Source organism: Calothrix sp. NIES-2100 (assembly GCF_963875285.1).
In the GTDB taxonomy this organism is placed as follows: domain Bacteria; phylum Cyanobacteriota; class Cyanobacteriia; order Cyanobacteriales; family Nostocaceae; genus Aulosira.
Window position 1 is genome coordinate 2,096,113 of sequence record NZ_CAWNLA010000001.1, and the last position, 12,380, is coordinate 2,108,492.

Annotated in this window: 16 protein-coding genes and 1 pseudogene; 11 read left to right on the plus strand and 6 right to left on the minus strand. The window is 41.7% G+C overall.

The annotated features are described in order from the left end of the window. Positions 1-35: 35 nt before the first annotated feature. Together AACU32_RS08945 and AACU32_RS08950 are read left to right on the plus strand one after the other, a co-directional pair. Entirely contained in the window at positions 36-872 is an 837-nt protein-coding gene (locus AACU32_RS08945) for a hypothetical protein (RefSeq protein ID WP_096599256.1), read from the plus strand. A gap of 339 nt (positions 873-1,211) precedes the next feature. After that, positions 1,212-1,577, plus strand: coding sequence for a hypothetical protein (locus AACU32_RS08950; RefSeq protein WP_339377681.1), 366 nt, complete (start codon positions 1,212-1,214; stop codon positions 1,575-1,577). 89 nt (positions 1,578-1,666) lie between these two features. On the opposite strand, the gene fosX is transcribed toward AACU32_RS08950, so the two are convergent. Together fosX and AACU32_RS08960 are read right to left on the minus strand one after the other, a co-directional pair. Beyond that, positions 1,667-2,074: a FosX/FosE/FosI family fosfomycin resistance hydrolase gene (gene fosX / locus AACU32_RS08955; protein ID WP_096599258.1), complete on the minus strand. Its 408-nt coding sequence runs from the start codon at positions 2,072-2,074 to the stop codon at positions 1,667-1,669. Positions 2,075-2,174: 100 nt separating this feature from the next. After that, positions 2,175-2,426 (minus strand): annotated as a pseudogene (locus tag AACU32_RS08960) (pyridine nucleotide-disulfide oxidoreductase); the annotation flags it as partial. 721 nt (positions 2,427-3,147) lie between these two features. Between AACU32_RS08960 and AACU32_RS08965 the strand changes: the two are divergent. From AACU32_RS08965 to AACU32_RS40670, 5 genes are all read left to right on the plus strand, one after another. Next, the gene (locus tag AACU32_RS08965; RefSeq protein WP_096607922.1) at positions 3,148-3,978 is read left to right on the plus strand and encodes a dienelactone hydrolase family protein; all 831 of its coding nucleotides are present in this window, start codon (positions 3,148-3,150) and stop codon (positions 3,976-3,978) included. 70 nt (positions 3,979-4,048) lie between these two features. After that, positions 4,049-4,183 (plus strand): HAD hydrolase family protein, encoded by a 135-nt coding sequence (locus AACU32_RS08970; RefSeq protein WP_339377682.1) that lies wholly within the window; start codon positions 4,049-4,051, stop codon positions 4,181-4,183. Between the two features lie 1,420 nt (positions 4,184-5,603). Further along, the gene (locus tag AACU32_RS08975; RefSeq protein ID WP_096599259.1) at positions 5,604-7,142 is read left to right on the plus strand and encodes an amidohydrolase family protein; all 1,539 of its coding nucleotides are present in this window, start codon (positions 5,604-5,606) and stop codon (positions 7,140-7,142) included. Positions 7,143-7,556: 414 nt separating this feature from the next. Further along, a complete protein-coding gene (locus AACU32_RS40665; protein ID WP_445223168.1) occupies positions 7,557-7,790 on the plus strand; it encodes a hypothetical protein in 234 nt (77 codons plus the stop codon). Between the two features lie 12 nt (positions 7,791-7,802). Beyond that, the gene (locus AACU32_RS40670; protein ID WP_096599260.1) at positions 7,803-7,961 is read left to right on the plus strand and encodes a DUF4351 domain-containing protein; all 159 of its coding nucleotides are present in this window, start codon (positions 7,803-7,805) and stop codon (positions 7,959-7,961) included. On the opposite strand, the gene AACU32_RS08985 is transcribed toward AACU32_RS40670, so the two are convergent. Together AACU32_RS08985 and AACU32_RS08990 are read right to left on the minus strand one after the other, a co-directional pair. Then, positions 7,940-8,296 carry a DOPA 4,5-dioxygenase family protein gene (locus tag AACU32_RS08985; protein WP_096599261.1) on the minus strand — a complete coding sequence of 119 codons (357 nt, stop codon included), beginning with the start codon at positions 8,294-8,296 and terminating at the stop codon, positions 7,940-7,942. The two genes, AACU32_RS40670 and AACU32_RS08985, sit on opposite strands and share 22 nt — an antisense overlap. Positions 8,297-8,418: 122 nt before the next feature. Beyond that, positions 8,419-8,784, minus strand: coding sequence for a GNAT family acetyltransferase (locus AACU32_RS08990; protein ID WP_096599262.1), 366 nt, complete (start codon positions 8,782-8,784; stop codon positions 8,419-8,421). A gap of 192 nt (positions 8,785-8,976) precedes the next feature. Here AACU32_RS08990 and cutA point away from each other — a divergent pair, with 192 nt between their 5' ends. Then, on the plus strand, positions 8,977-9,294 hold the full coding sequence (gene cutA / locus AACU32_RS08995; protein ID WP_096599263.1) for a divalent-cation tolerance protein CutA: 318 nt from the start codon (positions 8,977-8,979) through the stop codon (positions 9,292-9,294). A gap of 63 nt (positions 9,295-9,357) precedes the next feature. Here the strand turns inward: cutA and AACU32_RS09000 are convergent, their stop codons facing one another. After that, positions 9,358-10,086 carry a 2-phosphosulfolactate phosphatase gene (locus tag AACU32_RS09000; RefSeq protein WP_096599264.1) on the minus strand — a complete coding sequence of 243 codons (729 nt, stop codon included), beginning with the start codon at positions 10,084-10,086 and terminating at the stop codon, positions 9,358-9,360. Positions 10,087-10,283: 197 nt separating this feature from the next. On the opposite strand from AACU32_RS09000, the gene AACU32_RS09005 reads away from it, so the two are divergent. Beyond that, complete coding sequence (locus tag AACU32_RS09005; RefSeq protein ID WP_096599265.1) at positions 10,284-10,466, plus strand: hypothetical protein; 183 nt, start codon at positions 10,284-10,286, stop codon at positions 10,464-10,466. A 93-nt stretch (positions 10,467-10,559) separates the two neighbouring features. Here AACU32_RS09005 and AACU32_RS09010 read toward each other — a convergent pair whose 3' ends face one another. Continuing rightward, positions 10,560-10,991 carry an LLM class flavin-dependent oxidoreductase gene (locus tag AACU32_RS09010; protein ID WP_339377683.1) on the minus strand — a complete coding sequence of 144 codons (432 nt, stop codon included), beginning with the start codon at positions 10,989-10,991 and terminating at the stop codon, positions 10,560-10,562. Positions 10,992-11,111: 120 nt separating this feature from the next. Between AACU32_RS09010 and AACU32_RS09015 the strand changes: the two genes are divergently transcribed. Both AACU32_RS09015 and AACU32_RS09020 read left to right on the plus strand, forming a co-directional pair. After that, positions 11,112-11,558 (plus strand): HAD-IA family hydrolase, encoded by a 447-nt coding sequence (locus AACU32_RS09015; protein WP_339377685.1) that lies wholly within the window; start codon positions 11,112-11,114, stop codon positions 11,556-11,558. Between the two features lie 41 nt (positions 11,559-11,599). Then, positions 11,600-12,328: an HAD family hydrolase gene (locus AACU32_RS09020; protein ID WP_096599266.1), complete on the plus strand. Its 729-nt coding sequence runs from the start codon at positions 11,600-11,602 to the stop codon at positions 12,326-12,328. Positions 12,329-12,380 lie beyond the last annotated feature (52 nt).

Sequence of the window (12,380 nt, forward strand, 5' to 3'; positions counted from 1 at the left end):
TCTGGTATATATAACTGTGAGGTAAGATACTTAATATGAATCCAAACCCAAGCTTCACAGTAGTTGAATCATTGAGCCGATCAAAGTACGGAGAGCCAACACAAGGTGACGATCGCCTTGTGATTACCCAACACTTTGTAGCTGTTTTAGATGGAGCTACGGATACCTCTGGTGCTAGTTATAACGGGCTTTCTCCAGGTAGTTTTGTAGCAGAAATAGGCGCTCAAGCTTTAGAAAGTCTTGCTCCTAATAGTAATGCTACAGAAGCCATTGAGCAGTTAACTCAAGCAGTAAAACAATCTTTAGAAATAGTTAAATCAGATAAAATTCCAATTTTTGCCCCGTGTTTTGCAATCATCATATTCTCGAATGCGCGTCGAGAAATTTGGCGGGTTGGAGATTGTCAATATTTATTAGACGGAAAAGGTCACAATCCCCTCAGCAAAGTGGATGAAGTGACGACTCAGTTACGTTCTTTGATTGTGCATTCCTATCTGGCTCAGGGTAAAACAATTGCAGAATTATTGCAAAACGATCCCAGTCAAAATTTCCTTATATCTATATATAGGTTGCAAGCATTCCTATCTAATTCTCCAACAGAACCTTTTGGTTACGGTGTGATTAATGGCGATCAAGTCCCTAAGAAATACATTGAAGTCATCAAAATTCCTGAGCAAGTTAAGTCGGTAGTTCTTGCTAGTGATGGTTATCCAGATTTAAGAACAACTCTGACACAAAGCGAGACAATTCTCTCAGAAATTATTGCTAAAGACCCTTTATTTTATGACCTTTATCTAGGACAAAGAGGACTCGCACCAGGTAGAGAGTCATTTGACGATCGCACTTATGTTAGCCTTGAGTTACATAATTAATACATTAGGAACTAGGGAAGGAAGGGGACAAGGGGGACAAGGAAGCAAATGACAACTGACAACTGACAACTGACTATTGACAAATGATTCGTGAAATCATCTCATTAATAATTCTATTAATTTCGTTTTTTTTGGTTTGGTTGATTACCGACCAAGAATGAAAACTTTGCTTATTTATTTCTGTGGAGGTATACCTACTTTAAAAATCTGTCAATTGAGTGAGATAGAAATAGCCTACTAGAGAAAGAAGTTTCCCCATCCGTTCGCTGACAATATAGGAGCAAGTACAGCAAAGCTTGTCTTTGACTTGACTTATCCTACTCAGTCCCAGGGAATTATATGATGAAACGTTTAATTCTTAGTAGCTTATCGTTACTGCTAATCTCTACAGCCACCGCACCTGTTTTCGCATCTGAAAAAATAGCGGTCAATTCTACAGCTTTAGCTAGCAACTCGCTTTCTACAACTCGGATAGAACCTTTTAATCTTGTTTCTTTGGCTTATCAAGGTTACTTTGAAGACCAAGGTATTCCTGGTTATAGTGAACTGTTTTCGGCTTATCAAGCAAAACAAATCACTCCTAAAGATATTGTTCGCAGTGCAGTCAACACTAACAGGTTACCTTCAGAGGCTTTGAATGACCAGGGATATATCAATGCAGTTAAAAATACACTAGATGGATTTGGTAGAAATATCGTTCCTTAGACAGTTAAACTACGGTAAACTAATCAGTTTACCGTAGCAAAGTCGAGATAGTTTCATCTTACCAGAAATTTTGTGCGATCGCATAGCATTTATTTTACGCTTAGATAATTTTGCAACCGCTGATTCAAAGTACCTGTGTGTAACTCAAACAAATGGTTGTCGTAGTCATAGAAATATAAAGAACTTCCTTCGCCTTCAATACGGTTTCTATCTTCTTTGACATCCACTCCCAAACTCTTAATTCTCGCAGCATAAAGTTCGTAGTCTTCTGCGGCTATTTTAAAAGCTATATGATTATAGGTTTTTTCGGCTAAAGGTTCACCCTCCATAATCGCAATCCACAAGCCATTGATCAGGAAAAATTTTTCTTTGGAGATAGAGAAAATTTGCTCACCACTCGCATATACTTCTTGAGCATCAAATATGCTTGTGAGAAATTTTGTCATTTTCTCCAAATCCCTGACGATAAATGTAAAATGGCTGATACCTTGAATCATTTATCCTTCCATACCCAAAGCTTGAACTAGTGTTTTTGTCAGCAAAATTTGACAATTATATCGAGGAATTTTTCCGGTTCAAAGTAGTTAATAACAGCTTGGAAGACATTGCCCAAACTGCATTGTGACTACCTCCACCTGTAAAGCCACGACAAATCAACTCTCTAGTTGCCGCATCTCCCGCAGCGTAGAGTCCACTAACAGAGGTAGCGCAGGTGTAATCTGCAATTCTGATGCCGCCTGTACCGCGCACAGTTCCCTCTAACCGTAGGGTAATGGGGAAACGTTGGGTAAAGGGATCAATTCCAGCGCGATCGAAGACCACAAAGAAATTAGGCTGAGAAGAACGCATCCAATACATCAGCTACTAAATTGAGATCGGAAATATTGTCTGAAGACTCTTTACCGATATGATTATTCACGAATTTACTCCTTAAATATATACGCCTCTGCGTGAGACAAACCTAGAATTAGGAAAAGGGATAAAGAGCCAGGTAAATTACCTTTTCCCTTTATCCACAGTTCAGCGAGAGTAGCTTTCAGCAGAAATTTACGGATTCGGAATCTGCCAATTTATATCAAAATCTGACTTCAACAATTCCTGGCTTGCTAAAAACTGCTTCGTTGAATTCAATTGATTTGCACTCACAAGCGTCACCCCTTTATTTGCAACACTAACTTCTCACCAGAAAACAGACATGACTCACAGAATTTTTCTGTGCATGACCATTACGAAGATGTGAATAATCTCTCTATACAGTACTTGATTCAAAAATTATAAATACTGTTTATTGACCGATTTAACGGTGTTTAACTTATGAGTATTACATGTCTATAGGTAAAATTCAAGTTCTTAGACAATAAAATATCTGATTACGTAAATTTATGTAAAACTAATTATTAGACTAACTAAATAGAGTTTCGTTGGCATCAATTTCAGAAAGTGGAAACCCACAAACAAAAGCTCACAACGAACGAGAGTATGAAAATTAACCTTCCCTAATTCCTAGCCCCTAATCCCTAGTTCCTGACACAATAAAAATTAAACCCGGATAGCTCAAGGCATAAAGATGATCAAAGAGATAACACGCCGCAACTTTATCGCAACTGCTACCCTTGCTACAGGCTTTGCTCTAGCAGTACAACCTATTTCGGCTCAAGTCATTACCACTGATGCTAAAGGATTAATCGCAGGTGCGGTGAAAATACCTGTGCAAGATGGTGAAATTCCGGCTTATAGAGCGCAACCAGCGACGGGCGAGAATTTCCCGATTGTGCTGGTGATTCAAGAAATCTTTGGTGTACACGAACATATTCAGGATGTCGCCCGTCGCTTTGCCAAGTTGGGATATTTAGCGATCGCACCTGAATTATTTATTCGTCAGGGTGATGTGTCAAAATTAAGCAGTATTGACGAAATTCGCCCGATAGTAGCTAAAGTACCCGATGCTCAGGTACTATCTGACCTTGATGCCACGGTAGACTGGGCTGTAAAATCTGCAAAGGGAAATGCTGATAAATTGGGTATTACGGGTTTTTGCTGGGGTGGTCGCATTACTTGGTTATATTCAGCACATAATCCCAAAGTTAAGGCAGGTGTGGCCTGGTATGGGCGAATAGTTGGTGATGCAACTGAACTTCAACCCAAACATCCCGTAGATATTGCGTCAACGCTGACAGTTCCAGTTCTTGGACTCTACGGTGGTAAAGATACAGGTATTCCCTTGGATACAGTAGAAAAACTGAGAGAACAACTCAAATCCAGCAGCAGCAAATCAGAAATCATCGTTTATCCCGATGCACCCCACGCCTTTTTTGCTGATTATCGCCCCTCCTACCGGAAAAAAGAAGCGAAAGAAGGCTGGAAACGCCTCCAAGCTTGGTTTAAGCGGCATGGTGTTTAATACCAATTCGTAATCAATTTTCAACTTGCTATAAGTCTGCGAAGGGGGCAATGTCGGTATTGCCGATAGTGTGATCGCAGTTGCCAACGCCACTGTCGAGTTAAAACGCCACGCCACCCATGTGATTGACTCCAATCAAGCCGATAGCGTGGTACGATATATCCACCAAGATTGGACTCAACAGAGCCTACTCAAATTAGTGTAGCTCGTCTGGCGATCGCAAAACACCATGTCAGACTCATATAGCAATCCTATTTCAGTTGTGAAAAATATCGGTTTTGGCTGTTGACTGTTGACCGTTGACTGTTAACAGTCAACAACTTTGCATATAATATTTCACAAATCCAAGAGCGGATTGCTATATATGTTTTTGTTGCAAAATATTTAACTTGTCGTCATCAACACGGACAGACCCAATAGTCCAACAGATATGATACATACTTGCAGCTTTCCCTGTTGCATTTCCTAACTTTCCTCTTGCCACTCGTAGGGTGGGTGATGCCCACTCTACTTTTTGAAAAAAGCCAAAGACTATTGGTCTGTCCCATTAATTTTGCTGGGTTTTTGGTAGTGCGGGCCGAAAAGCCCGCGTGAGCGTCTCGCTCACACTACAGTCCCTCATAACTTATGGGACAGACCACTAGTTTATTTGGGATGCGATCGCTCAAGCCCCCATCTCAAACTCTAGTTTCACCATTTCCAGATAGTTTGCAATATTTAATGTTTGATAAGCTAATAATTCGTATATCATAAGCTTGTGTTTTCCAGTACAGATTTTTTTGGGTGTACTGTGTAAGCTTTATCTTGAGCGTCTAGTCATAGGTCAATACCTGAGTGCCAGACACGATTACCTCAAAGCTTGACTTTTAAAGGATTTTATAACTCTCAATCCAAGTTTGCATTAGCGATCGCACTACGTCGCACTATCTTAAGAATAGAAAAAAGCAGATGAGTACAACACGCAAGTTTCGTTTAGGTGCATTTATTCAAGCTACTGGCCATCATGTCTCTGCATGGCGACATCCTGATAAGGGCGGGGAGACCCATTGGTGTCAACTTAAGCTAAAACGCTTATCCCACAGGCATTTTACCCCACCCCTCAGTCCCCTCCCCGCAAGCGGGGAGGGGATGTTTTGGCTTTAGACAAAACTGGGGTGGGGTAACGCGGATATTGATGGTAGGTGATTTAATTCAAAATCACGCCTTGATAAGGGTTTGACGTTAAGTTGACACGTATGGGGGAGACCCCGCCCCTACAAATAACATCTGTCGCATTTGATCACAGGGAGGCGCAAAGATTTATCTGTAGCCAGATTTTAGAGAAACAGCATTCAATATAGGAATTACGCAAAAAACCTCTCAAACTCTTATTTCTCCGTGTACTCTGTCTTGAAAAGTTCTGATCGGAGGTTTCCTCCGATCAGACTTTTCGCTGCGTCCTCTGCGGTTTGTTTTTCCGTTACTTGTGCTTAAGTCCTGCAACACTCAGGACTCGATACTCAGGACTGTTCACTGATGCTTAAACCCTACTTTTTAAAGCGTCTTGTTTGCAGATCGCCTCCTACTAACCTGTACTTGATGCCCTACATAATCTGAAAATCTTAGCCAAATAGAAGGAAAAAAAGATGACTGAATATAGCAGATTAAAAACTTCACCCTCCGCTGCAATCAGAGCCACCCTAGATTATCCGATAATCGACACCGACGTTCACACCAATGATTTCACGCCTGCTCTGGAAGATTACATTGCTAATTATGGCGGTGCGAAACTTGTAGATGAATTGCGGAAGGCGGAATCATCTCGTCTTAACTCCAAGACAAACGGTAAAGACTGGTATCAACAAACTCCTGAAGAACGCCAATACAACCGCACAATTCGCTCTCCTTGGTGGGCGAGAGTTACCCGCAATACCTTAGATTTAGCTACTTACACCCTACCTGCCTTACTATATGAACGTCAGGCGGAACAGGGATCAGATTATTCTGTACTATTTCCCAATAATGTTTTAGCACCAGCGGGAGCCAGTCCAGAAAACCGTCAAGCATTGCAAAGAGCGGTTAATCACTATCATGCTGATATCTATCGTAAATATAGCGATCGCCTGACGGTAGTAGCTGGTATCCCCATGACTACCCCTCAAGAAGCTATTGAGGAATTAGAATTTGCAGTAAATACACTAGGTTTAAAAGTAGCAAATATTCCTGGTGGTGTAAAGCGGCCAATTAAAGCGATCGCAGATAAATATCCCGCAGATAAATTCCCCGAAATCGCCAGATATGCCTCATATATAGATTTCTTCGGGCTAGATAGCGAATATGACTACGATCCATTCTGGGCTAAAGCCGTAGAATTGGGTGTGCCCATTACTACCCATTACGGCAGCCAAGGTTGGACTGGTCGCTCGTCTATCAGCAACTACATGAACAACCATATCGGTCACTTTGCCGATGGTTCCCAAGCATTTGCGAAAGCGCTGTTCTTTGGTGGTGTCACCAAGCGTTTTCCACAGTTGCGCGTCGGGATGCTGGAAGGTGGTGCAGATTGGGGCGCTCATGTCTACATTCATTTAGTGGATCGTTACTCCAAGCGAAATCTTCAAGGGCTACAAAACTACAACCCAGACCTTACCAATGCTGATGAATTATATGAGTTGTTTGAACGCTTCGGTGGCGAAATCACTCAAGGATATTCCCTCAGCAAAGAAGAATTAACCAAGAGTGTACTGGGTTCTTCATTCGGCCGTCATAGCCGTCAACCAGTTGGTAAGGAATTAGAAGATTTTGCCGCAGCTGGAATTGAAAAGATAGAAGATATTCGCGATCGCTGGGTGAATAGTTTCTTCTTTGGTTCCGAATCTGACGATCGCACCATCGGCGCAGCATTCAACGACAAAGCCAATCCCTTAAACGTGAAGATTAACGCCATCTATTCCTCAGATGTCGGTCACTGGGATGTACCCGATTTGACAGATCCTCTCGCAGAAAGCTGGGAATTGGTGAAAGAAGGCGTAATTTCCGAAGCTGACTTCAAAGCTTATGTATTCGCAAATCCCTACAAATTCTACACCGAAGCTAACCCCAACTTCTTCAAGGGTACAGCCATCGAATCCCAAGTAGCTCAAATCGAATTACCACAAGTAGATAAAAGTTTCGTAAGGGCATAGGGTATGGGGCATTGGGCATTGGTTATTTCCCCTTGTCCCTCAATCCCCAGTCCCCTAAACTATCGACATGACAACAACGACTGATCTCGATTTTGGCGCTCGTGAGGCACTACGCCTAATTGGCACCGATCCAGAAAACTGGGTGAGCGTAGACGCGTTCGCGGAGCGTTGCCGCAGGCTAGCGGCTTGTCGCTAGACATCGCCCAGGCATCGACCATAATGTCACAATAGTAGGTGGTAGTGGCTCCGGTAGCGTCTTTGCATTTGCGCTGCGGCGTTATCCTGGTGCTTACTTCAACTATCCAGAACTACCTGATGCAGCTCGCTGGTTCTAGGCTTGGCGCTTTCGCCAGGTAGGTTCCACATCACCACCGGACGCAATTGAGCGAGTAATTGCTTTCTCCAATTTCCAAGGTGCAGATAGGTGCACCTTGGAAATCGGCACAGGAAAAAGGCGATCGCATTGTAGCTCAGGTAAACGATGATACTTTCGAGTTTGATTTTGCGATCGCTGGTACTGGCTACTTTGTTGACCTCATTCTTCGTCAACTAACTCGACGGGTGGGAGAATTACCTCAAGAACTGCGCGTAGACGCAAAGCGGCTTGTCGTACCCTACGGGAAGCAAGCTACGCGTAGCGTCTCGTAGAGAAGACATCGCATTGAAAATTTATCCCCAGAACAATTAGAAAATCTAGGCGAAGCACTTTTAGATTTCACTGGTTTGAAAAACTCTGCTGTGCAAGCCTTAGCTGTAGATGTAAAGAGCGATCGCGCAATCAGTATCTTCACAAAAGCTCATGTTGTTCTAATCTGTTGAAGAAACTTGATATTCAGCTCTAGTTTCGTTCCTAGCCACAGAGAATGCTCTGTATGATCTGCCACATCATCACCCGTTGAAGGATGAACAAGAATGTCCAAACCTTCACGATTGAGCATTAACCAAGGAACAACCTTGGCAAACTGTTCTGGAGAGAATGCAACTTGATACATTGATATTGGATGAGGGCCAATAGGCTTGTCATGCCAACGTCCAAGCTGGACATCAAAATTAGCGCCTAATCCTTCCCGTATACGTGCAGCCGCCTCACGGGTTGCTGTATCGAAGTAAACATGAGCGTGAAAACCAGTGATTTTAACAGTATTTTCTGTCATTACTCTTAACTCCCCTTATACAAATTTTGGATTTTATCTTATGGATTTCCATCAAACAATATTACTTATTTTAAGGCGATAGTATTGCTTTTAATCTTCAAGAAATAAAACTTTTACACGGCTCAAAAACGCTTACCCATACTAATAAAATCATCTATTTTGAAACCAAGATGCTCATAAAACCGAAGAACATCTATATTTGAAGTACGTATCTGTATATTAATTTTCAGGCAATTCATAGACTTGAGTTTAATAGTTGCTTGCTCAACCTTATATTGACCGATACCTTGCCGTTGATATTCGGGCACTACAGCTAAATAGTTGAGCCAACCGCGATGACCCTCATACCCTGCCATGATAGTGGCAACAACTTGAGTTTCAATCAGACTAACAAGGAATAATTCTGGTTGTACTTGCAATTTGAGCCGAATATCTTGTTGAGGATCATTCCCAGGCACTACTAAAGTGCAACGATCCCACAAATTAATTACTTTTTCTTAATCTTGGTCTTGATAGGTCTAGGCACCAAATTGATGTTTTGCATAAGTGATATTTCCTCAACTACTTTATTCATTTATGTCCTAGTAGTAACACACGCCTAAAAGTTGCTTGCTCTGCATATACGTACTATGTAATAATCTAAATTAAGTAGAAATTTTAAAATCTTTGAATAATCTACCATGATACTGTATTACATCACCTTAAATAATACAGATGAAGCCCGCAAAATCGGTCGTACTTTGTTAGAAGAAAAACTTGCTGTTTGCGTCAATTGGTTTCCGATTACCTGCGCTTATATATGGCAAGGAGAAATTACAGAAGAGCCAGAAGTAGTGCTAATTGTCAAAACTCAAGCAGGTTATCGCCATGAGATTGAAAAATTAATTAGTCAGCACATTAATTACACTAACTTCATAGCGGAAATATCACCCACGAATATTAATGAAAAATTTTTAGCATGGCTGAATGCTGAAGTTCCCATACGTTATTCAGAGTAAGGATTGGGAATGGTCGGAGGGTAAAGGAGTTAAAAATTAATTCAAAAATCACGCCTTATGTCTTTAAAAGTTCAGATATGCACCATTGATGTAAGCATTTTCCTTAAAGAAAGGCACGCAATCACTAACATTAAAATCTGCTGCTAATTCAACATCCAACTCATAACCTTTAGCAATCAATTCTTTCCCGGATCTGCATTTTTTTAAGTACGCTAGTAAATCATTTTTCAAAGCATAAAATGTGGCTACAGCAGTTTCTGCTTCCGGAGATAAGCTCCCATCCAAAAAACTCAGAATTGCTCCAGCACCAATTAAATCTTCAAAAGCTGGTCGCAGTGTCCCATCTTCCCATTTTTCACCGGCGGGAATTACTGCAATTCTTGAACCATATTTTTGTGCAAATTTTGCCACGGCTTCAGGGTTACGCAAGCAGCCAGCTATTGTTGGAGTCTTACCAGTTAGCAATGTTAGAGTTGAACCATTTGGAGAAGGTATAACTAACTTAGTTCCCGCAGGAATTTTAGTTAAAGATGCAGGGGAAAGTGAATAACCTGCTTTTGACATCCGACCTTTTGATAATTCTGCTTGTACAGACTTGGCATAATCAATTGCAGAATCATCTCTCCATTGATATGGATAAATGATTGCGCCATTGTTGGTGGCAATTTCTGTCGAAGTTGAGAAAGAGAGAACATCGACAATAATAATGACATCACTAATTGGTGCAAGTTGAGCAACTCCTTGTGCCCCCCACTCACAGCGTAGATCAAATTCTGCTTGGTCATAAATCATGTTTTTAATTCGTGAAAATCTAAAATCTCAAATTCGGTAAGACTAATTCGTGGACGCAAGCCTAAGATGGTGTCTTCCAACCTGATGTTAGAAGCCCCATCCGCCTATGCTGTGGGGTAGTTCACTTACTTTGATTACGTAACCTCAAAACTGAAGCCGTCGCAGCAACACACAGAATTAGCGTTGCAAAACGAAAGGTGCCTTGGAATCCTGTAACAATAGCCTCCGGAGGAGCAACAGATACATCTGCACCAGCCGCAACACTAGCGATTAAGCCGCCAAACACTGCACCTATCAGGGAAACTCCTACGGTATTACCAGAGGTACGTGATAAAGATAGTAGACCTCTTGCAAAAGTCCCAAATGCGTGGGAAAAGTAGGTTAGATTTGGGTAGCATTGATGACCTACGAACAAGTAAAAAGCTTAAAGCCAGAAGACTTTAAACGCTTGTGTGGTGTAAGTCCGGAGACTTTTAACCAGATGCTAGAAGTAGTGCGATCGCACAGCCAACCAAAACAAAAAACTTTCCCGACTCTGGGCGGAACCAAGCACTAATCAAGTTGATGGCAAAACGTCCACGACTAATAGCGTCAATCCCTAACGCCATCTTAGCCAGAACAGCAGGATGAAATAGCAAAGGCTTAATGGCAGCGATAATCTCTATTTTTTCTGTCGCTTCAGCTAAAGCCGCAGAAGCAGTCCAAGTTTCTAGTTGCTCTAACTCTAAACTGCGTGGGTTAACGAGGTGCTGTGCCACCAAAGTTGTAGCGTACCCTAAACGTTCAGCTTCTAAAATCAGCGATCGCGATCGCTCATAACTAGCATCAACAGGTTCTTCTTCAGTATCTAAAGGGCCAAAGTTACCACCAACAGGTGCCCAAATACCATAGCGTGGTTCTGGCATGATGAACTCCAAATGAAGTAGGAAATGGAAAATAGGGAGAAATAATCAAGATTATCCAGCACTGCGTTGGATTCTTTTTATCATAGTCTCCTGAATCAATTATGCAACGCCGAATTTTATTTGCAGCCAGTAACAGGCGTTCCAGAGATGTTAAAAACCCTGGAATATCCTGTTTGTGTTGCTTCAAGTGCGCCAATGGCAAAAATTCGCAAGGCTCTCAATGTAACCAATCTGTCGCATTACTTTGGCGTAGACGCGGAGCGGCTTGCCGTCAGACATCGCTTGTTTAGCTCTTATGATATTGGCTCGTGCAAACCTGAACCCGGTTTATTTTTATACGCAGCAAATAACATGGGATTCTTGCCTGAATCTTGTGTTTTCATTGAGGATAGCGATGTGGGAATTCCAGCCGCACGTTCAGCAGGAATCTATGCTTTAAAATATTCTTGTGATGAGGAATTAGCGGAAAGAAACAATGTATTTTCTAATATGAAATTATTGGCAAAACAGCTCGATAAGATTTACCAGAAGAAATGCGATCGCTCATCACTAGTTAAGAATATGTAGTTAGCACTCCAATGGTAGAATGCTAAATTTGAGGCAAAAATATGGGTCAAAATCGGTTCGAGCTTGTGATTTTTGATTGTGATGGAGTTTTGGTTGATAGCGAACCAATTCTTAATCGCATTTTTGCAGAAACGCTCACTGAAGCTGGCTTTCCTATCACCTATGCAGAAGTAACTCAAAAATTTATTGGCAAGTCCTTAAAAACCTGTTTAGAGATTATCGAGACATCTTACAAAAAACCATTGCCCAAAAACTTTATGGAACTTTGTAAAGAGCGAGAAATCGCTCCCTTGCAGCAAGAACTAAAACCAGTTCCAGGCATTAGCGAAGTATTGGAGCAGATTACATTACTTAAATGTGTGGCATCAAATAGTAGTCACCGTCATATTCAAATGGTATTGAAATTAACGAAGCTTCTACATAAATTTGATGGCAAAATATATAGCGCTAATGATGTTTCACGCCCCAAACCTTTTCCCGATGTGTATCTCTATGCAGCCAAGCAAATGAATACAAATCCAGAACATTGTGTTGTGATTGAAGACTCTGTAACGGGTGTGCAAGCAGGATGTGCGGCAGGAATGACCGTTTTTGGCTATGCTCAACATAGCGATGTCTCACGACAAGCCCTTCGGGTTCGGGGGTTCGCAATCGACGGGAACCGCCAAGACTGCGACCCCCTCACCGCTGCGCGTCTACGCACTGCTCTTGCTGAGGCTGGAGCTAAGATAGTTTTTAACGATATGCGGCAGCTATCTCAACTCCTGTAAGCATATACTTTAAGGTACAACTCATAGTATATTCACCAAGAGTATCGATATC

Bases quoted from the DNA above. Each gene is read 5' to 3' on its own strand.
- AACU32_RS09020 (WP_096599266.1), top strand. From the start codon at position 11,600: ATGGGTCAAAATCGGTTCGAGCTTGTGATTTTTGATTGTGATGGAGTT.
- AACU32_RS08945 (WP_096599256.1), top strand. From the start codon at position 36: ATGAATCCAAACCCAAGCTTCACAGTAGTTGAATCATTGAGCCGATCA.
- AACU32_RS08985 (WP_096599261.1), bottom strand. From the start codon at position 8,296: ATGACAGAAAATACTGTTAAAATCACTGGTTTTCACGCTCATGTTTAC.
- AACU32_RS08950 (WP_339377681.1), top strand. From the start codon at position 1,212: ATGATGAAACGTTTAATTCTTAGTAGCTTATCGTTACTGCTAATCTCT.
- cutA (WP_096599263.1), top strand. From the start codon at position 8,977: ATGATACTGTATTACATCACCTTAAATAATACAGATGAAGCCCGCAAA.
- AACU32_RS08975 (WP_096599259.1), top strand. From the start codon at position 5,604: ATGACTGAATATAGCAGATTAAAAACTTCACCCTCCGCTGCAATCAGA.
- AACU32_RS09000 (WP_096599264.1), bottom strand. From the start codon at position 10,086: ATGATTTATGACCAAGCAGAATTTGATCTACGCTGTGAGTGGGGGGCA.
- AACU32_RS09010 (WP_339377683.1), bottom strand. From the start codon at position 10,991: ATGCCAGAACCACGCTATGGTATTTGGGCACCTGTTGGTGGTAACTTT.
- fosX (WP_096599258.1), bottom strand. From the start codon at position 2,074: ATGATTCAAGGTATCAGCCATTTTACATTTATCGTCAGGGATTTGGAG.